Consider the following 17,418-nt stretch of genomic DNA (forward strand, 5'->3'; position numbering starts at 1 on the left):
AGTCATTGCTGACAGAGGCGATCGCTAGGGCAGCTCTCTAGGCATGACTCGGGATAGGCCCGCAATGGCTGAGGCGAACCCCGCTGCTGATCCCAGACGAGAAATCTGTAGTAGCTCGTTGAGGCCGGTGTCGCTGCGCAGGGCGACCTCTTCGTATTGGCATACCGGCAGCTCCCGATTGTCCTTGAAGCGGCGGTCAGGGCCTCCTTTCTTATTGACGTAACGCCATGTCCGATCCACCACCGTTGCATCACGCGGAACGCTGCCATCCTCAATAAAGCGAGTGGATGACACCAGCACCTGTAGCTCTTTGTAGCCCACCGCGCCAACGCCATTCGCGTCGTAGATCAGAACGCGGTCCGGGAAAAAATGGAGTGCCTGGGTTCCGACATTGACGGCGATGGTCTTGATGTTCGTTTTGACAAATGGAGGCGGCGCTGAGGCAAAGCGCGTCGGCTTGCGCTTGACAAGGGTTCCAGCCCCAGCGTGGTATTTCCGGTCGAAGACCTTGGCGTGGGAGGACACGTGCCACGTGGCATAAGCGGAGGCTATGGTGTGGGCTCCTGCGTGGAGTGCTTCCAACGCCTTCTCCATCGGCTCGTCCAGCTCATACATCAGAACTACCGTCTTCCGGAGTTGGTCCTTCAAATGCGTTGCGCTAATGGCTCCCACGCTCAAGAGAGCCAGCATAACCAGCGCCCAGTCCGGGGCTTCGTTGCCAGCCGCAATCAAAAGGACTAGCGCCGAAACCATAGCGACGCCTGGCCACATGCGCCACCTCTTCTTCTTTGTATTGAGCTCTTCCAGCAGTGCTTGGGAGGACGAGTCCACAATCGTGGTCGCGTCGGCCGAATCTATGTCGACCATCGGGCCATGCGTGCGCGAAATTTCAGGCGATTGTGGGGGTGAAGGCAGGGAGTGCTGGGCACCAGGCACGGGACGGACGGAACCGCGTGGTGACACCGGACGAGGACGCGTGGCTCCCGAAGGGATGGTCGCACGGTAGTAAATGCCGCGTGCACCCATATGCACGTAGTTACCTCGCGGACCCGTTCCGACCCGGAGCCCCTTGATCCCGGCCGAGACGCCAATCCCGCCCTTCGACAAGTTGAACCGCAGAGGTCCAACCCTCACGCTCTTGCGCAGATAAAGTCCCATGCTTAGGCCCCCCCTAGGCCTCCGTGCCAGATGCTTGTATAGCACGTGGCTCCGCTGCAGTAGCGGGTTCGGGGTGCCTCGGATGGTTCCGCTATTCGTCAGCGTTTGGCATCAACAGCTTTTGGACGCGCGCAGCACGCACCTTGGGCTCCAGCTTAGATAGCGCCACCAAGACCTTTGCCAGTTGGTCTTGCTGAGTATGGCTCTGCTCCCCCAATGCCAAAATTGCGTCGGCCATCCCAGGGGTGCCAGCCAGTAAAAAAGCAGGCGGCACTTCCAGCGCTTCGGCCATCTCGAACAAAGCCTCGAGGCTGATGGACATGGCTCCGGATTCATACCGGGATATCCGCGCTGACGCTGTGTCTTTGTCCAGGCCCATTCGCATCCCTACCTCGCGCTGACTCAGGCCTCGTCGTTCGCGGGCTTGGCGCAGGCGCGCGGCCACGATCTCCCGAGGGGCGGGAGTGGCGGGCTTCACAGGCTGAATCGATGCAATGCAGGCATGGAAAGAGCATGACGGAAGCCTTACGCCACGGGTAGACTCTACGTGACACGTAAGTTCGTCGCAACCCGACGCAAGGAGCAGGGCATGAAGAAGCAGTGGGCAGCGGCCATAGGCGCGTTCGCGATGGCCGCAAGCATGGTGGTGCAAGCGCAGGACAGGGGAAATCTTCTTCAGCAAATTGGGCGGGCCATCACCGGGGCTCCGCAGGCATCGACGGACAGGGCCAAGAGCCCGTATCTCGATCCGCAAGGAACCTACTGGGACCTCGACCAGGAAGAACTGGCAGGCGCGCAACACATCCGCGCTGGGTTGGCATCTACGGCCTCGGCGGGCTACCACACCTGCGATGCGAGGCTGATTGCGTTGACGCGGTCCAGCTACCGGTTGAGCAAGACCGAGCGCGAGCAGTGCTTGTATGGCGAGTGGTTGATCGACACGAAGCGGAACGGCCCGAATGGCATCACCCCTCAGGAGCCGGAAGCCATTGAGCGCAAGTATGGCGCGGCCTTTGATGCGCGGGCCGAGCGCTTCCGTGGCATCCAGCGTTTTGCCGTTCGCCCCAACATCGTGGATCAGCCGTCTTATGACCGGCAGCGCGGCATCTTGGATATCTACGTGCCGATTCCTTGGATCACCGGATTCCAGGTAGAGGGCATCACCGGCGAGGGGTTTGTCCCGACCAGTGCCCGCAGTGAGCGGTCTGTTTGGACACCCCAGCATGCCGGGCACCTTCATCTTCCGATCCGCATGAGTGAAAGCGAGGCCACCGGATTGTTCAAGCAGGGCAGGGATGCCAGGGACGATCTGGTGGTCTTCACCGTCAAGCGGGTCTGGTTGGAGAACGGAGGCCCGCGCGCCGAGGTGGACGTCGAACGCGTCCAGGTGGGTTACCGAAACGAAGTCATCGGCGTGGACCTGACCAAACAGAAGAACGGAGAGTCGTGATGCGGACCATTCAACGTGTTTGGATTTCGGCGTCCTTCTTGGCGTTGGGCTTGTCGGCCTGTGGTGCAAAGCATGCGCCGAGCAAGGAGGATGCTGTCAAAGCAGTAGAGCGATTCTTTACTGAGCAGGGGAGGCAGGCAACGCTTCAGCAGACTTGGCGGTTCGAAGTCAAGGAAGCGAGCGGGCTGGAGATCGCCTGCACAAAACTGCCCAACGGTGATCAGGAGTGTCGGATCTCCGGGAGCGTCGATGGACTGGGCTTCATTGGCGATCAGCCTACGACGCCGAAGGCCAAGGAAATGCGCTTAAAGATGACGATGAAGTTCCGGCAGGCGGGCGAAGGTTGGGAACTGGTGGACGTGACCGATGACGGAACATCTGCGGGCTGACCCTCGACCAACCACTTGCCATGCGGTTGCCGTGACGCCGTTTGGTCTTACTCCTAACAGAGAAAAAGAAATGAACCACCAAGCGAACTACCAGCGGCTTTATGCGCCGACCGGGCCGGCTGCCATGATCCTGCCCTTCGTTATTCTCGGGCCTTTGGGCATGCTGTTGTTTGGAGCAGGCCTCGACGCTGTTTTCAAAACCCAACAGCTGATGGGCTTGGTCTACTGCGCAGGTGGGCTGCTGATCGCCGGCTTCCTGGTGTTCTGCCTGATGCTGCACATCCGCGCCCAGCAGGTCTGGGCTTGGCATGTCAGGACCGGCCGCATTCCCTATTTTCGCAAAGGCGGATTCCTAAAGGGGGCGCTCGTGGGCGGCGGGGTGGGGCTTGCAGCCGTCTTCGGTTGCGCCGTGCTTGGCTGGAAATTCGCGGAACACCCTGTCTATGGTGAGCTCGCTACCGGGGCCTTCTACCTCGCGTTTCTCTGGGGACTCCCTGTCATCGTGGTGCCCACATTCATCGTGGGCTGGGCGAAGCGCGCATGGGATCGCTCCGCGGTTCCACCAGGTTGACGTTTAATCTCACTTCTCACGCAATACGTGCTGCTAGCGTAGGTCCGCCGCCCGGATAGATAGCATCCCTGATCCACAGCTGAGGGGGAACATTGTTGGTTGCTCCTCCCGCAACTTCCACCCACGCAATTCGCCCGCCTAGCACCAGTTGGCTGGTCTCCTCGTCATACAGGGAGAAGGGCAAGATTTGATGAGTGACATCGACAAGCGTCCAGACGATGATCCCTGTGTCACCCTGCTCAAGCAACGCGGCATCAACGAGTTGGACAGCGACTTCATAGCCTTCGCCCACGAGCTGCCAGTAGATCTGGAGACTGTTGGCGTCCACTGGGGCCCACACGTTAGTTGGCAAGTCCCGGGTGGGGTTCTCGCTGGTTTTTGAAGCGCCAGAGAAATCTGGATATGCCATGTCTTCTTCCTCAAATAAAGCGGGACGGAGGAGATTCCGTTACGCAGCGTTGGCTTAGGCCGCCGTGAGCGAATAGCCGGTCCACATCGAGCCAGTCACGATGAGCGAGCCGCCTTCCAGGACTTCGGTCTCGGTCAAGCTCAGTTCTTCCTGCACCAGGCGCTGGCCCTTGTAGGTGAACTGAGAGATGACAGCCACATACATGCTGGTGCGAACATCTTCCAGGAACAGGCCGCCCGGCCAGATCACCTGTGCTTCGTAGATCGCGTCGCCACCGCGGTAGATCGTGGTTTCAGCGCCGATACTGAAGTTATTGATGACACGAACTTCGTTGAGGACCAGATCAGTGAAGGTCTGGTTGATCACCGCGCCGTTCGCGCGACCGTCCTGCAACACAAAGTGGTCGATCGAAAATGCAGCGGCGGTTTCCGAAAAGCTCACCGGCTTGGTCGACGTATGCAGATTGCTCGGGTTGGTCGGATCGTTAGAGTAGCGTGCCTGCACACTGAAGTCAGACGGGATGTCTACCGTTGAGCTGCCGCCCGGCGGCGGTGCAGCGACTTGCCAAGCAATGGTTGCGAGCGTGGGGTTCCTGATTGGCTTCTGGTATAACGCCAGGCGAACGGTCTCGTCGGTCTGGTTGATCAGGGTGATTTTCGACATGCATCAAACTCCTTTTGGTCGCAGGGAGAAATCCTATGTTGACCATTAGTGCAAAACGAATTGGGTAGCACAAGCTGGGATTCCGTTCTTCTGCGACCTACTTCGCTTTTTCTACATTACGGATAGAACTTGCTCGGGTCCGCCAAGCTCTCCTTGAACTGGCCACGCTCATACTTGGGCAACTCGACCGGCGGCTTGTATTTCGCCAGGATTTTGATCTGCGTGGCCCGGGCGAGCTTGGGCTTTTTGTGGAAATACGCGTCGTGCAAGACAGGCACGTTCTTCCGCAGCGAGTGGCCGGTGATGAGAGCGATGTCCTGGTCGGACACGTTCTTGTGGTGAAGCTCTGTGGCAAGCGTGTGGCGGAAGGCATGAGCGCCGATGCCCTTTCCGAAGCCCAAGGTCTTCATGTAGCTGCTGAATTGGTTCACCGCGCCTTGGCTGTAGCGCGCATTGGTCTCACCCGTTTCCCGGTTCACGCCCGCAGACAGATGTGGAAAGAGTCTGGGATGGCCAGTAGCCTTGATGTCCTCCAGGAAGTCCAAGAAGCCGGCATCAAGGAGCGGCTTGGGGATAGGCAGGGTGCGAACTGCTGCTTTGCCTTTTAGGCTTTGACGGCTCCTGTCTCGGTCCTTATGCCTGAGATCGGCGTCGACCGTTTTTTGGATGCGGATGCACCAGACCTTGGCCTCCTCAACGATGTCCGCGACCTTCAATTGAGCGAGCTCGTTGATGCGTGCGCCCGTGTAGAGCGAGATCATGGGCAGCCACCACCGATGCGGATACTTCTTGGCCCAGGCCGGGAACGTCTTGGGTGAAAAGATGCGCTGAAGCTCTTCCTCGTCGAACAAGCGCTCTGGTTTGCTGGTGTCTACGACCAAGTCCTTCTTGATCTCAGCGAAAGCATCCATGGGCGTCACGGGAATCGCCTTGGCTTTCACCAGCTTGCCGAAGAAGGACACCAGGAACCGTCGGTGCTTCTCAAGCGTGGCCGGAGCCGGGGGCGCCACGCCGAGTTCCTTGCCAAGGGCGACGGCTTGTTCGAACGTGTAAGCCTGATATTTGGGATCGGACAGCAGAAGCGGTGGCGCCCAACGCATCAGGTCCCACAGCCTGTAGATGTGAGCATGGTCGATGCGCGAGACAGGAATGTCACCACAGGCAATCCGCAGCAACTTCAACGTGCGGGCCGTGGCGTCGATGGTCTCCTTGGCTAGGCAGCAACGGTCGCGGTGCCCGAGGTAATCCGAGATCTCGACCGAGAGCAAGCGCGCTGGCGAGCCGAGGGGCAGGGGCTCGGGGTAGAGCGTTCGGTTCTTGCTGAGGCGCACCCGCCGAGAGCGCTCATCCGCGCGGTCAAAGAGTTCTAGTGCGTGGATCGCAGCTTCGCGACCCGTGATGTTGATCTCGGAAGCGCGGACGTTGCCAACATGGACATCCTTGATTTGTAGGAGCCCAAACGGGGAGGTGATGTAATCGCGGAGCTGTTGCTGGACGATAGAGGACATTGCTTGCTTCCATTGTTTCAATGGAAGTAGTGATAAAACAGCCTGGCAATTCGTCAATCAAAAATGGCGAATTTTTACTTTTCCTGAGGCAAACTCTACCGCAACGGTGTCGCATAGAATTGCGCCCAAATTATTCTGTCCGGGTTCAACTCGATAGATCCATGTAATTCAATGATTTAGAGTTGGCTGGCGAAATAATTTTAAGTGGTTTGCCCTGTCATTACTGTACTGTTTAATGCAAATAGACTAACTAAATACGCCTACATGTTAGTTTTTAAGGTGTACCTTTCCTAAATGACTTGATCAGATGTTAGTATCATCTAGTTAGATAAGGTAGCCAAAAACGGGAGTTAACTAACATGGACCATTTCGAGGGTGTGGTGCTTGATTACCTTCGAGCGGACCGCGCGCTGTTCGTCAACAGCCAGTGCTGCATCCAGCTCAACGAGGGGGCCAACCCCGACACCAGCGGCCCGCATTGGTATTGCGATGCGGTGGCCGTGAGCTTCAAGGAACAGGCGGCCTACCTGTGCGAAATCAGCTACGCAGCCCGGGCCCCTTCCTTGATTGCTCGCCTGAAGGGATGGAACGAGCACTGGGCCGGCATCAGGGGCGCCCTTGAGCGAGACAGCGGTGTGCCGCTGGACTGGACGGTGAGGCCTTGGCTTTTTGTCCCCGAGGCTCAGGCCGAGCGGCTGCGCGCCAGCATCGCAGGATTGGGCAACCTTCCCAGCCCCCGCGTCACGTTCTTGGAGGACGTGGTGCCGTGGCGCTACCGCTCTTGGGATCGCGGTGTCTACAAGGACGGATCCCCATGACTGATCTCAACATCGCGGCCACCAGCTACGCCCTACTGCAGGGCGAAACCACCTGCTGGAAGTGTTTGGCAACCATCCCCGTAACCGCGCTTTGGGTGCCAGGGTTCATCGACAACGAAGACGAGGAATACCCGCAAGAGGGCGGGCCTTCGCTGCTGAAATACATCAGCGAGCTGGACGTGGGAACGATGGCCCGGGTCCAGGCCGAGGCTCCCTGGCTCAAGCCCAATCACTCGCAAACAGCTGACCGGACCTACTTGGCCAACCACTGCCAAGCCTGCGACGCGCTGCAGGGCGATCACTTAGTCTACGGCCCAGATGGCTCGTTCTTCCCGCAAGACCTGGCCGGCGTGGACCAGCTGAAAGTCATCCCTGGTCACGGGGCCGTGATGGCGAGCGCCTCCACGGCACAGTCGGGCTGGATTGCGTGGATCGCAATCCGATTACACGGAGGGCAATGAACATGTGGGAGTGGCGTCAACGATGCGCGTGGGGCACCGAAAGAATGCGGCAAGAGCTACGAACGCGGTTCTTACACTACGCGCGAACCTTTGGAAGCCAGCGTGGGCTGGAACACTTCGAAAATGCTACCGAGCAATCGCCCAATCTCTACGTCTATTTCGCAGGGCGACATGCCGGCTACTTCCACGAATGGGTGCTGAGAGGCGCGGCGGCTACGGTCGGGCATTTTGCGGTGGCGCGGGAGCTGGAGGGAAAGGGATTTGGCGAGCCGCTGCTTCGGGGCTTTGCTGAATCAATCCAGCGTGAACTGGGGGTCGCGCGGATCGTTTTTCTTGTCCGCAAGTTTTCGCCAGCGTATCAACAGCTGTTTCAGCGAGTGGGTGCAATCGCTACCGGACGCATGGTCGATGGCATCCCCGAGTGGGAATGGTGCTTCCCCAAGCCCTAGGCGTCGCAGCTGCTGAGACATCGCTGGGGCATGGTGGCCGGGCTACTACCCTTGGAGTTGTTGTCATGGCCTTCGATGTTGAAAAGTTGAACCTGTTAGAGAAAGTTCGGGATTTTCGCTTTGCTCTCGCATTGTTGGCGTTTGCAGCGCTGGCGGATGTGCTCCTGGTGTTGATGACGGGATCCAACCTGTGGGCCTTTAAGTGGAACGACATCGCCTCGCGCCCAGGTCCCTGGTTGTTGTTGGTCCTTGCTTACAGCGTGATGATGACCCTAGGCGCTGGGTTGATTTCTTCCTTCGCAATGGCCGTGCTGGAACTGTTTGTGCCCAAGATTCAGCACTGGCTGGCAACCCCTATCCCACCGCAGAACCCGGACCCGACGCGTTACGTCCATCGGTGGGAGGCCGAGAAGGCGTTGGCCCAAGTGGCCGAGTCGGCTCGCCCGAAGGCGGTGGAGAAACAACTCGCGGAGCGCGCGATTGACGAGGGGAGGTGGCAGGCCCTGGTGGGAGCGGGCTGGGTCGGGGTGGCGTTGGTGGCATTGGACTGGAACATGGCTGGCTCCGGCATCGCGGCTCTTTCGCAATGGCATGCATGGATGCCTTGGCTGGTTTTAGCCATCCCCGCACTGCCGTGCGTCTACCATGCATGGGTTGGCGTTCCGGTGCACGACTTAATTGAGTGGCCCCAGGTGGCGGAAGACCTCTATCAAAAGAGGTCCGCTGCCCTTGTTGCTATGCGGACCTCATGAGCGCCAGCGTTCTGGCCTGGCACGGGCTACAAGGCTCGAACGGCCAAGGCTAAGCTGGCGTTGGTTACTACCAGCTCTCCCGACCAGTAGAACCGCCGATAGTCCGACTCACTTCGCCCTCCTGCGGTAGATGAGAGCCTGAGCTGCCCCTTTGGTTCGGAAGCTCTTAAAGGTGTGGTCGACTATCTCCGTGCTTTCAGCTACGCAGACGCCGCTCGGTGCGGATGGTTCTGATCCCCCGGGCGGATGCGGACATGCGAGGCATGCTTGCCTTAAAAGCGAATATCCACCGGTTCAGGGCGGCCTTCAGTCGTTCATTTCACATGTCGCGGTGCCAGTCCGGAGATGCCTCGAGTGTCCCACAGCGTGGCGACATTTCGTTGAGATGCACGCCTCAGCTACTGCTTCAGAAATGCGCTCAGTAGGAGTGCTTTTGTGGACAGACGCTCAAGGCTGCTGGTGCTGACAACGGATCGCAAACGGCGGGGTGCTGGCAGGCAGAGACAAGGCTAGTGCAGCAGATGGCAACGGCACGCGAGCAGCATCCGGCCCACCCTTGGCTGTTCGACCACTGGCATGGGAGTCGCACATCACCACTCTCTACCAGCGCTGGGCCTCTGAAAGGGACCTTATCTTCGCTGTCCCAACCGCAAGGACAGGCCTCCTTCTCGGCGCTGGCGCTTTGTTGCGGCCCTTTGCTGCGCGCCGCTGTCGCGGTGCTCGCTCTCGGGTGCGGTAGGGCCGGACGCTTCGCCTATCGGATCCCACGAGGCGCACAACGCGCTGGTGGAGAAGAACCGATGAAGCGCAGCACCAAGGACAGCACGGCCCAATACCAACTCCAGATGGACGAGGAGGGCATCTTGCTCGCAGCAGCCACCATCTTGGAGCAGCGCCTCCAGCGGCTGGGCCACATCCACAGCCCCGACCAGGCTGGCGATTATCTGATTGCCCGCTGCGCTCACCTGCCGCACGAAGTCTTCGGCGTCGTCTTCCTCGACACCAAGCATCACATCCTGGCCACCGAGCACCTCTTCACCGGCACCGCCGACGCCTGCGAAGTCCACAGCCGAGTCGTCGCCAAGCGCGCCCTGGAGCTCAACGCCGTCGCCGTCATCCTCTTCCACAACCACCCGAGCGGGAACCCGGAGCCGAGCGAAGCAGACCGCAAGGTCACCGAACGCCTGAAGCAGGCGCTGTCGCTTCTCGACATCCGAGTCCTCGACCACTTGGTCATCGGTGGCCGGCAGCACACCAGCCTGGCCGCAAGGGGGTGGGCATAGCCCGCCCCCTTCACCTCCCCGGTCTGCCGACGCTAGACTGCCGAGGCAGATGCACCTCCAAGGAGCGGGAATGAAAGCGTTTCATGTGCGAGGGATTGTCTGGGGGACTGATGGCAAGCGTCCCGCGTTGCCGATGGAAGCTACGGTCGAATGCGAGAGCGAAGAAGACATCGCCGAAGCCCTGAGCGATGCATACGGCTGGCTGGTGAGTGACTTCTCTGTCGTAGACAGTGCTGATGGTGCCAGTGATCCGAGAGCGTGATTCCATCCTGGGACGCACGCTACGCCTGACGGTTAGACTCTGGCGGCAACGAAGGACATCGAGCACTCACGGAGGCTCAGCTTGCGCTTACTGATTCGCAGCATTGCGGTGCTTACCCTTTCGTTAGGAACGCTGGCCTGTGCTCAAGGACCGGCGAGTGGTTACGCCTCTCAGGAGAAAACGATGGAAGGACATCCCCCCAGCGCCGCAGACGTGCGCTCCGAGCAAGACAAAGCCGCTGCTAGTGCGGACAGGGCCGCAGACGAGGCCAGTCGGCAAGCCGCTCCCAATGCTGTGGTGTCAGGCGATTACCCACCACTGCCGCAAGGCCCAGCACTAACGTCAGGTGCGTTGGTCGAGGCCATCGTTCGAATGGCCAAATCTTTCGAAACCAGAGCAGACATGGCCCCGGTGCATGTTGCGCACGTGTCAGGGCTTGAGGTGACGCCAGACAGTCAAGGGCGGCGAACAGGGCTCCAGGGCACACTGGGTGCGGGGCACTACGAGTTCGCTGTGTGGAAGCCTTACGCGCGTCATCCCGGCCACACAATCGAGCTCACAGTGAGGCCTTCCGAGGCTTGCGACCTGTCGTTCAAATCGCTGCATGACCCATTGGTCGCAGGAGGGTTCGGCGTGACCAAGAACGCGGTGGGCTTCAAGCCAACGGTCTACTTTGAGCGAGCGCTCGCAGACGGGCTTGGCTTGTATGTAGTCGTCAGCACGGACAAGCACGACGACCCACGTTGCGTTTCGCGGGTCAGGCTCGAAATGGAGCCGCGTGATGGCTGATCAGCGCGACATTGAACGGTTGCTCCAGAACCTGGAGCAGCAGCCGGGCCTCCCCAAAGGCGCAGTGCGTGACCTTCGAGAGGCCATCGATACATCGCCTTATTTGACTTCGGTGATGACGCAAGCCATCGACCTGGGCACCTTGCGCCGGCTGGAAGTGTCCAACCAGCCGAACGAGGGCGGGCACTACGATGACAAGACTGGCACCGTCAGCATCAATACCTCGATTTTCGAGCCGTCCATTCGTTCCGACCGTTTGGACATGTTGGCGGGAACGGTGGGGCATGAGACCGGGCATGCGCTGATGGCGCCGTCGGCGCAAGTTTCTCTGAACACTTTTGTGTTCAAGCTCGATGCCGCGCTCAAAGAGGGTATCCAATACGGCGAATCAGTGGTTGATGCCACGGGGCTGTCCAAGGAATTCGTTGCATCCGCTCGGCAAAACGAAGCCTTGGCCGAGTTGGTGAGTATGAATGCCGTGGCCAGCCGAGTGGCGACAACCACGGGGCAGTTCAACCAAGCCGAATTTCTGCGTCGCGTCGAGCCGACAACCGCTTGCGTGAAAGACGGAAAGCTTGAGCCGGGCATCCACTTGGACGAGCGCGGATTTCAACGCACAGGGAACAGCATTTCCAGCCCGGCTGTGGAAGCAGTTGCCGTTTGTCACTTCGACCGAAGCGACAGCAGCATGGGGCGCCAGGGCACGTCTAACTACCCCGGCTACTATGTGGCCTACCCTGTGAGCGCGGGGGCTGCGTTGTTGAGAGAGCGTGCGGGATCCACGACCCAGGCCTTGCCGCGCCTCGGTTACGACCTCGCAGAGTTAGGCACCGATACGGCCAAGCTGGAGGGAGCCGGGCTGAGCTTGGGAGGACAGGGCAAGGCGTTCGGATTTGTCGATACCTCCCACGGTCAGCAGCGGGAAGTGGAGGTGCGCCAACTAGGCCCAGCGCAGCATCGCCCGGAAATTGAGCCATCCTCGCTTCGGTCACCTTCGCAGGTGCTGGCCGACAATCCCGCCCACCCGGACCACTCGACCTACCAGCAGATCCATTCCTGGGTCCGCGGCACGGGAAACTGGAACGAAGAAGAGACCAGGAATGTCTCAGCTGCGCTTTACAAGCAGCAGGTGGACGACCCGTTGCTCAAGCGGGTGGACAGGGTCACGGGAGGCTTGGGGAACGATGGCGCTCAGAACGTCGTTGCGATCTATGCCCCACACGGGTTGGACAAAGCGCCGCAGTTCCATGCCCACGTGGATGGGCGCGAAGCCTCGCAGGAGCCGGCCCAGCAGAACCTGCAGCAAGCTGAGGTCATCAAGCAAGATCAGGTGCGCCAACAGGCGCTGGAACAAACCCAGCAGCAGACAGCCCAGCAGCAACAGGGGCCGCGGATGGCGATGTAGCCTGCTCGCTCATCTCCGCTACTCCGTATATTTCGAGAAGGAAAAGCGCATGCTCGGGGAGTTGTGGGCAAGAAAGAGCAATCGGCAAGGCATCTACCTCATGGCGCAGCTGAAGGACGCAAAAGGCAACAGCTTCACCGAACAGCTGCGAGCCGCAACTTCCTAGACCTATCCGCCGTAATCTTAAACTAAGCTGAGGTGAGTCACGGTTCCCATTGTGGGTAAGATCTTCGCGACCGCATCAACAGCGGTTCGCTAGGTATGTTGTCTAATTTTGAAAGGAAGACAGGGGGATTTATGGAAAGCAACTATGCGTCGTCCATCGCGGACGCGGTAACGGACGCAGCAAAGACCATGGGGCATGTGAACATCCTGATCGCTGGCCGGTCAGGTGTGGGCAAGAGCACATTGATCAACGTCGTGTTTCACGAGCATTTGGCCGAAACCGGACAAGGCAAGCCGGTGACGAAAGAGACACGAGAGATCACCAAGGAAGGTATCCCGTTCTCTATCTTCGACTCTCGCGGGTTGGAGATGGCCGAATACAAAAAAACAATTGATGAGCTTACAGCGTTCATCCAAGCACGCAAAAACGAAACCGATCCTGCTAAGCACATCCATGTTGCATGGATTTGCATTCACGAAGACGGACGTCGAGTGGAAGATGCAGAGGTTGCTCTTCATGAGAGCTTGGCCAAGGTGGTTCCGGTCATAGGTGTCATCACTAAAAATCGTTCTGACCAAGGGTTTAAGAAGGAAGTCGAACGTCTTCTCCCTCATTGCCGTAACGTTGTCCAAGTGAGGGCAATCGCGGAGCTCATTGATGATGAGATTCCACTCCCCGCGAAAGGACTTGAGACCCTAGTTGAAGTGACGCTGGGCGCGCTGCCTGAGGGCGCGCGGAGGGCTTTCGCCGCTTCGCAAAAGGCGGATATCAACGCAAAAAAGTCGGAAGCGAGGAAGATCATCGCTGCCGCCGCGGCTACGTCTGGAACGGCGGGCCTTAGCCCCATTCCCTTTTCGGACGCAGCCATCATCGCGCCGGTGCAGATCGGAATGATTGCGAAGATCACGTCTATCTTTGGGATCAGTTTAACGAACTCGATGCTCACTTCACTGATTACATCGGCCATCGGCGTGGCAGGAGCAAGCTTCGCGGGCCGAGCAATTGTGAGCAATCTGATCAAGATGATTCCTGGCGTGGGCACGGTGGCAGGCGCCGCGATTTCTGGAACGACCGCGATGGCGCTCACTTCTGCGCTCGGTGAAGCCTACTTGGCGACCCTTGTAACCATTTTTACGGATGATCCCGATGCGTCGCCTTCAGGAGATGAGATCGGACGCAAGTTTAAAAGTGCGGCTCGTGACCTGCTGAAGAAGTAAAGGGATGGAGTGCTCCGGTCGCGCTGCTGCGGCCGGGCACTGCCTGCCCAATCTCAATCGTTGCTTTGGGGGACAGGGATGCTTGTGCAGGTCACACGAAGGCGCAGAGGCGTCTTCTGCTTCATGGCAGAGGAAATTGTGCTGCGGGTCAAAGAACAGCGCTTCTACCTTGCTCAAGTGAAAACGCGCTTTCTGCCCCTCTTCGCCTCAATCGAAGCGGAGGCGGAAGCGATGGAGAAAGACTGTCTGTAGAACCCTCCCGAATGCCTTGACCCGGGGGAATGGGATATGTCCATGGTCTACGAGGCTGCGTTTCATCGGCGAAGGCCATCGCGCCGCGACCGAACCGAGCACGCGCTCGTGCTCGGCTTCCGGGATGCTATCGAACGAGACGAACGACTCATCGATGCTGTAGACCTCGACTTGGGGAAAGAGGTCCCTCAGGATTGAGACCGACCGCCAAGACAGGTCTCCATAAAGGCCCAAGTTGGCCGATAACACGTTCAGCTGCCTCAGCAAGTCCAGCAGGATCTCGTGGATGGGTTGCCCATGCCAACCCCCAAGTCCTTGACTTCCTGGAGCGAGCAATCGTGCAGCCGTCGTTGTTCGAAAGCACAACGCCCGGGCGCCCGCGCAGCGAGGGGTTGAAGACCCTTTCGCAGCTGGCGTAAAAGTTGTTTCCGTCAACGAGTCCATGCATGGAGGTGGGGTTATGTGGCAGCGAATCAAACAGTGGTGGCAGAAACGCAAGGCGTGGCAGCAAAACAAGCGAATCCACGATCAGATCAAAGGCACTCAGGGCGCGAAGCGGGATAAACCGCAGGGGCCGATCATGTAGGCCGGCGTCTATCGGCGCAACTGCTTCTGAAAGCTCCAAGTCACCACGCCCCACGCGTCCAGCCCCACGTCTTCGGACACCAGGATCGGGGAGTGGTGCGGTTGACGGAATGGAGTTCCAGCCGCCCACCGCGGCGGCGAAGCTGCTTAACCATGAAGCCGCCATCCCAGGGCACATCACCACGCCCTTGAGGTGATCGACGGCCGCGACTCGTTGTCGGCCAACGCGTCGGCCGCGCGCCTCGGCTGGATGGACTGGATCGCCGAACGCCTGGCGGTCTGACGACAGGCTTCTGACTGATGGCAGGGTTCTGAGGCAGCACATGTCATTGAGACAGGTAAAGACTATCCTTTCCTCCGTTCCATGATCCTTCGCTAAGTTCTCCCAGGCCCTTTTTGCCAGCTGTCAGGCTTCGCCCCGCTGAGCCTGGCGCTCTGAAGATTCCCGTGCCTCCTAGTGGAGAACCTCGTGCACCCGGAGCCTAGAGGCTATGCGGGCACAACACCGGGGGATGCCCCCACTGGCAGACACGTTGTAACCGACCATCGGTGCGGCTGCAGCCCTACGACGCGCGATGGGCAGGGCGGGCGACCAGGCTCAATGCGTGCTGTGACTTTCTTCAGTGATCGAGATTGCCATTCGCAACGCGCCGAGTGACCTCGCTTGGTTACGGATTGCCGCGTCGGTCCGATTTCCCACGTGAGCCAAAAGCGCACCCACCAACTCGGTATCTTCCAGTGATTCTGCTCCTGCAAGGAAAACGAGCTCTGCCACCCGTGTGCGTCGCTTGGCTTCTTCGCGACGCTGCGTTTCCTTGGCCTTCACCGCTTGGCGCTGTTGCGCTAAAAGCTCTCGCGCTTGACGCTGAGCCAGTCGTTCCGTCGCACGTTGAATTTGGCCGTGATAGTGATTGGTGGTGGTCATGGGTTTCTCCTGAGTTGCTGAAATGAGTCAAACAGGAAAAAGGCTCGCGTCAAGCGTCGAGGTGGTCTCGAAATTCGTCCCCATCGAAGATCGAAAAGCTTGAAAAACAGGGCTTAAAAGAAAGAAGCAAGAGCGCACTGATGCAATGTCTGCGACATAGCGCGCGCCAGGTGCTACGCCCCCGGACCCCCAAGCGCTCCGCGCTTGCGCAAATCAAAAGCCACGGCATAAAGAGAGCAACCTCATCCGGAGCTCTCCATGGCCATCTACCACTCTCGCGTCAAAGTTTTTAGTCGTTCCCGAGGCGATTCCGCTGTCGCAGCCGCTGCCTACCGCGCTGGTCTACTTCTCATCGATCACATCACCGGTCAGCGTCACGATTACCGCCGCCGCGGTGGAGTCGTGGCATCCGAATGCCTCGCTCCCCAGGATGCTCCAGCATGGGCACTCGTCCCGGCCGAGCTCTGGCCGAAAGCCGAGGCGGCGGAGAACCGCAAGAATTCGGTGGTGGCCCGCGAGTTCGAGGTCGCCTTGCCCCACGAGCTCAACGACGAGCAGCGGTCCGTGCTCGCCACGGCCATCGGCCAAGCGCTGGTCGCCCGCTACGGATTTGCTGTGCAAGCCAGCATCCACTCGCCGGACTCCCGTGACGGCCTGAACCATCACGTCCACCTCCTCGCCACCACGCGGCGGTTGACCAGCGACGGCTTTGCCGAGAAGACGAGGGAGCTGGACGGCGGAGCGTCGGGGAAGATCGAGATCGAGTGGATACGCCAAACCATTGCATCCACCATCAACAAGCACTTGGCCGCTGCCGGCATTGATGCCCGGGTCGACCACCGTCGCCTCGAAGTCCAGGCCGAAGACGCCCTGGCTCGCGGCGACTGGGCCGAAGCCATGGTGCTGTCCCGCCAGCCCACAAAGCACGTGGGCAAGACGGCCACAGCACTGGCCCGCAAGGGCGTGTTGACCGAACGTGCCGCCGAGAACGCGCGCATCGTTCGAGAGAACGAGGAAGCCTTTGAACAGTTGCTTGCTCAAGCCGAGCAGGAGGGAAGGGCAATTCCAAACCCTATTGGCCATAGCCACGACCAAGCGCAGCGCGACCGTCGACGCCGAGCTGGCTCCAGGAACGAACTTCAAACCTCTGTGCCGGGATTAGAAATCCACGGGCTCCGCGGCATTCGCCTCTCCGATGCATTGGGTCGGCCTGCGGAAGATGCGGAGGTGCGACCGCTGCGCCCCGTTAGTGAACTTGTCGCCGAGGCGGCTCGGGTTCTGACAGAGATCCTCTCCACCCGGCCCGACCTGGCGTTGACCGCCACTCAGCGGCTAGTGGGGCAGTGGACGACTTATGCGGCTGCTCTTCTCGATGGTGTCGATGTGCGTAGGTGGCTCAATGGGCTGGTCGATGGACTGGGCCGTCTGAAACGGAGCGTGCTCAAGTTCGCCCAGCGGACCAACGCCTTAGGGCGTGCCGAGAATCTCTTCCACCTGGCCGAACAAGCATGGGAGCAGTTCAGCGGCGACCATCCCCGTCCCGATGGCGAGTGGTCCTCTCAAGAATGGGAAAAGCGACGAGGACGGCGGTTGGCTTTGCTGGAAAAACGAACAGCCGAACTGGCGACAGCCCGGGCAGCGGTCTCCGAGCAGCGGTGGAACGACTACGAGAACGAGATTGAGATCCGCGCCGCTCAAGTGGAGCAGTGGAGCGAGGAGGTTCTTGCGAGTCCTGAGCTCGACATCGCGAGCCGGCCTGTTGAGTCGGTCAAGGCCTCTCCTGCTGCGCCCAAGCCCAAGCCCTCCCCGATGACTATGCCTATGCCTATGCCTGCGCCGCAACCAACACGCCGGCGGCCGCGGCCCTGATGGATATTGAAAGCCCCGCATCTGCGGGGCTTTCTTC

General features: G+C 59.7%; 20 protein-coding genes and 2 pseudogenes. 13 read left to right on the forward strand and 9 right to left on the reverse strand.

All coding sequences use genetic code 11. From position 1 onward, the window contains the following. Window positions 1-24: 24 nt before the first annotated feature. The 3 genes and pseudogenes from ABS769_RS11500 to ABS769_RS11510 all read right to left on the reverse strand — a co-directional run bounded on the left by ABS769_RS11500 (window position 25) and on the right by ABS769_RS11510 (window position 1,636). Entirely contained in the window at window positions 25-867 is an 843-nt protein-coding gene (locus ABS769_RS11500) for a hypothetical protein (RefSeq protein ID WP_228428469.1), read from the reverse strand. 144 nt (window positions 868-1,011) lie between these two features. After that, window positions 1,012-1,158: pseudogene (locus ABS769_RS11505) on the reverse strand (DUF4236 domain-containing protein); the annotation flags it as partial. Between the two features lie 91 nt (window positions 1,159-1,249). Next, window positions 1,250-1,636, reverse strand: a complete 387-nt coding sequence (locus tag ABS769_RS11510; protein WP_046342073.1) for a helix-turn-helix domain-containing protein — start codon at window positions 1,634-1,636, stop codon at window positions 1,250-1,252. Window positions 1,637-1,747: 111 nt separating this feature from the next. Here ABS769_RS11510 and ABS769_RS11515 point away from each other — a divergent pair, with 111 nt between their 5' ends. The 3 genes from ABS769_RS11515 to ABS769_RS11525 all read left to right on the forward strand — a co-directional run bounded on the left by ABS769_RS11515 (window position 1,748) and on the right by ABS769_RS11525 (window position 3,568). After that, the gene (locus ABS769_RS11515; protein WP_317061843.1) at window positions 1,748-2,608 is read left to right on the forward strand and encodes a hypothetical protein; all 861 of its coding nucleotides are present in this window, start codon (window positions 1,748-1,750) and stop codon (window positions 2,606-2,608) included. After that, window positions 2,608-2,997 carry a hypothetical protein gene (locus ABS769_RS11520; protein ID WP_040940231.1) on the forward strand — a complete coding sequence of 130 codons (390 nt, stop codon included), beginning with the start codon at window positions 2,608-2,610 and terminating at the stop codon, window positions 2,995-2,997. Before ABS769_RS11515 ends, ABS769_RS11520 begins: the two co-directional genes overlap by 1 nt. 70 nt (window positions 2,998-3,067) lie before the next feature. Then, window positions 3,068-3,568: a hypothetical protein gene (locus tag ABS769_RS11525; protein WP_317061844.1), complete on the forward strand. Its 501-nt coding sequence runs from the start codon at window positions 3,068-3,070 to the stop codon at window positions 3,566-3,568. A gap of 16 nt (window positions 3,569-3,584) precedes the next feature. Here ABS769_RS11525 and ABS769_RS11530 read toward each other — a convergent pair whose 3' ends face one another. From ABS769_RS11530 to ABS769_RS11540, 3 genes are all read right to left on the reverse strand, one after another. Continuing rightward, window positions 3,585-3,977 (reverse strand): hypothetical protein, encoded by a 393-nt coding sequence (locus ABS769_RS11530; protein ID WP_317061845.1) that lies wholly within the window; start codon window positions 3,975-3,977, stop codon window positions 3,585-3,587. Between the two features lie 54 nt (window positions 3,978-4,031). Next, a complete protein-coding gene (locus ABS769_RS11535; protein WP_317061846.1) occupies window positions 4,032-4,640 on the reverse strand; it encodes a hypothetical protein in 609 nt (202 codons plus the stop codon). A gap of 116 nt (window positions 4,641-4,756) precedes the next feature. Next, window positions 4,757-6,148 (reverse strand): site-specific integrase, encoded by a 1,392-nt coding sequence (locus ABS769_RS11540; protein WP_317061847.1) that lies wholly within the window; start codon window positions 6,146-6,148, stop codon window positions 4,757-4,759. Between the two features lie 359 nt (window positions 6,149-6,507). Here ABS769_RS11540 and ABS769_RS11545 point away from each other — a divergent pair, with 359 nt between their 5' ends. The 9 genes and pseudogenes from ABS769_RS11545 to ABS769_RS11585 all read left to right on the forward strand — a co-directional run bounded on the left by ABS769_RS11545 (window position 6,508) and on the right by ABS769_RS11585 (window position 14,002). After that, window positions 6,508-6,966, forward strand: coding sequence for a hypothetical protein (locus tag ABS769_RS11545; protein WP_317061848.1), 459 nt, complete (start codon window positions 6,508-6,510; stop codon window positions 6,964-6,966). Beyond that, the gene (locus tag ABS769_RS11550; RefSeq protein ID WP_317061849.1) at window positions 6,963-7,427 is read left to right on the forward strand and encodes a hypothetical protein; all 465 of its coding nucleotides are present in this window, start codon (window positions 6,963-6,965) and stop codon (window positions 7,425-7,427) included. The genes ABS769_RS11545 and ABS769_RS11550 overlap by 4 nt, the downstream gene beginning before the upstream one ends. Further along, window positions 7,424-7,876 carry a hypothetical protein gene (locus ABS769_RS11555; RefSeq protein WP_317061850.1) on the forward strand — a complete coding sequence of 151 codons (453 nt, stop codon included), beginning with the start codon at window positions 7,424-7,426 and terminating at the stop codon, window positions 7,874-7,876. Before ABS769_RS11550 ends, ABS769_RS11555 begins: the two co-directional genes overlap by 4 nt. A gap of 65 nt (window positions 7,877-7,941) precedes the next feature. Further along, window positions 7,942-8,628, forward strand: coding sequence for a hypothetical protein (locus tag ABS769_RS11560; protein ID WP_254806834.1), 687 nt, complete (start codon window positions 7,942-7,944; stop codon window positions 8,626-8,628). 800 nt (window positions 8,629-9,428) lie between these two features. After that, a complete protein-coding gene (locus ABS769_RS11565) occupies window positions 9,429-9,911 on the forward strand; it encodes a JAB domain-containing protein (RefSeq protein WP_269122686.1) in 483 nt (160 codons plus the stop codon). 70 nt (window positions 9,912-9,981) lie between these two features. Beyond that, the gene (locus tag ABS769_RS11570) at window positions 9,982-10,173 is read left to right on the forward strand and encodes a hypothetical protein (RefSeq protein WP_317061851.1); all 192 of its coding nucleotides are present in this window, start codon (window positions 9,982-9,984) and stop codon (window positions 10,171-10,173) included. Window positions 10,174-11,953: 1,780 nt separating this feature from the next. After that, a pseudogene (locus ABS769_RS11575) lies at window positions 11,954-12,367 on the forward strand (XVIPCD domain-containing protein); the annotation flags it as partial. 297 nt (window positions 12,368-12,664) lie between these two features. After that, a complete protein-coding gene (locus tag ABS769_RS11580; RefSeq protein ID WP_350498162.1) occupies window positions 12,665-13,750 on the forward strand; it encodes a YcjF family protein in 1,086 nt (361 codons plus the stop codon). Between the two features lie 123 nt (window positions 13,751-13,873). Then, window positions 13,874-14,002, forward strand: coding sequence for a hypothetical protein (locus ABS769_RS11585; RefSeq protein WP_317061853.1), 129 nt, complete (start codon window positions 13,874-13,876; stop codon window positions 14,000-14,002). Here ABS769_RS11585 and ABS769_RS22725 read toward each other — a convergent pair. From ABS769_RS22725 to ABS769_RS11595, 3 genes are all read right to left on the reverse strand, one after another. After that, the gene (locus ABS769_RS22725) at window positions 13,958-14,251 is read right to left on the reverse strand and encodes a hypothetical protein (RefSeq protein WP_430544158.1); all 294 of its coding nucleotides are present in this window, start codon (window positions 14,249-14,251) and stop codon (window positions 13,958-13,960) included. The genes ABS769_RS11585 and ABS769_RS22725 overlap by 45 nt on opposite strands. Next, the gene (locus tag ABS769_RS11590; RefSeq protein WP_345785023.1) at window positions 14,151-14,912 is read right to left on the reverse strand and encodes a hypothetical protein; all 762 of its coding nucleotides are present in this window, start codon (window positions 14,910-14,912) and stop codon (window positions 14,151-14,153) included. The genes ABS769_RS22725 and ABS769_RS11590 overlap by 101 nt, the downstream gene beginning before the upstream one ends. Before the next feature lie 273 nt (window positions 14,913-15,185). Continuing rightward, a complete protein-coding gene (locus ABS769_RS11595; RefSeq protein ID WP_317061854.1) occupies window positions 15,186-15,512 on the reverse strand; it encodes a hypothetical protein in 327 nt (108 codons plus the stop codon). Window positions 15,513-15,770: 258 nt separating this feature from the next. Here ABS769_RS11595 and mobQ point away from each other — a divergent pair, with 258 nt between their 5' ends. After that, window positions 15,771-17,381, forward strand: a complete 1,611-nt coding sequence (gene mobQ, locus ABS769_RS11600; protein WP_317061855.1) for a MobQ family relaxase — start codon at window positions 15,771-15,773, stop codon at window positions 17,379-17,381. The last annotated feature ends 37 nt before the right edge of the window (window positions 17,382-17,418 follow it).

Origin of the sequence: Xanthomonas hortorum (assembly GCF_040279205.1) — a bacterium.
GTDB lineage: Bacteria > Pseudomonadota > Gammaproteobacteria > Xanthomonadales > Xanthomonadaceae > Xanthomonas > Xanthomonas hortorum_F.

Coding starts and splice junctions, on each gene's coding strand:
- ABS769_RS11500 (WP_228428469.1), bottom strand. CDS start 867: ATGGTCGACATAGATTCGGCCGACGCGACCACGATTGTGGACTCGTCC.
- ABS769_RS11515 (WP_317061843.1), top strand. CDS start 1,748: ATGAAGAAGCAGTGGGCAGCGGCCATAGGCGCGTTCGCGATGGCCGCA.
- ABS769_RS11520 (WP_040940231.1), top strand. CDS start 2,608: ATGCGGACCATTCAACGTGTTTGGATTTCGGCGTCCTTCTTGGCGTTG.
- ABS769_RS11525 (WP_317061844.1), top strand. CDS start 3,068: ATGAACCACCAAGCGAACTACCAGCGGCTTTATGCGCCGACCGGGCCG.
- ABS769_RS11530 (WP_317061845.1), bottom strand. CDS start 3,977: ATGGCATATCCAGATTTCTCTGGCGCTTCAAAAACCAGCGAGAACCCC.
- ABS769_RS11535 (WP_317061846.1), bottom strand. CDS start 4,640: ATGTCGAAAATCACCCTGATCAACCAGACCGACGAGACCGTTCGCCTG.
- ABS769_RS11540 (WP_317061847.1), bottom strand. CDS start 6,148: ATGTCCTCTATCGTCCAGCAACAGCTCCGCGATTACATCACCTCCCCG.
- ABS769_RS11545 (WP_317061848.1), top strand. CDS start 6,508: ATGGACCATTTCGAGGGTGTGGTGCTTGATTACCTTCGAGCGGACCGC.
- ABS769_RS11550 (WP_317061849.1), top strand. CDS start 6,963: ATGACTGATCTCAACATCGCGGCCACCAGCTACGCCCTACTGCAGGGC.
- ABS769_RS11555 (WP_317061850.1), top strand. CDS start 7,424: ATGAACATGTGGGAGTGGCGTCAACGATGCGCGTGGGGCACCGAAAGA.
- ABS769_RS11560 (WP_254806834.1), top strand. CDS start 7,942: ATGGCCTTCGATGTTGAAAAGTTGAACCTGTTAGAGAAAGTTCGGGAT.
- ABS769_RS11565 (WP_269122686.1), top strand. CDS start 9,429: ATGAAGCGCAGCACCAAGGACAGCACGGCCCAATACCAACTCCAGATG.
- ABS769_RS11570 (WP_317061851.1), top strand. CDS start 9,982: ATGAAAGCGTTTCATGTGCGAGGGATTGTCTGGGGGACTGATGGCAAG.
- ABS769_RS11580 (WP_350498162.1), top strand. CDS start 12,665: ATGGAAAGCAACTATGCGTCGTCCATCGCGGACGCGGTAACGGACGCA.
- ABS769_RS11585 (WP_317061853.1), top strand. CDS start 13,874: ATGGCAGAGGAAATTGTGCTGCGGGTCAAAGAACAGCGCTTCTACCTT.
- ABS769_RS11590 (WP_345785023.1), bottom strand. CDS start 14,912: ATGTGCTGCCTCAGAACCCTGCCATCAGTCAGAAGCCTGTCGTCAGAC.
- ABS769_RS11595 (WP_317061854.1), bottom strand. CDS start 15,512: ATGACCACCACCAATCACTATCACGGCCAAATTCAACGTGCGACGGAA.
- mobQ (WP_317061855.1), top strand. CDS start 15,771: ATGGCCATCTACCACTCTCGCGTCAAAGTTTTTAGTCGTTCCCGAGGC.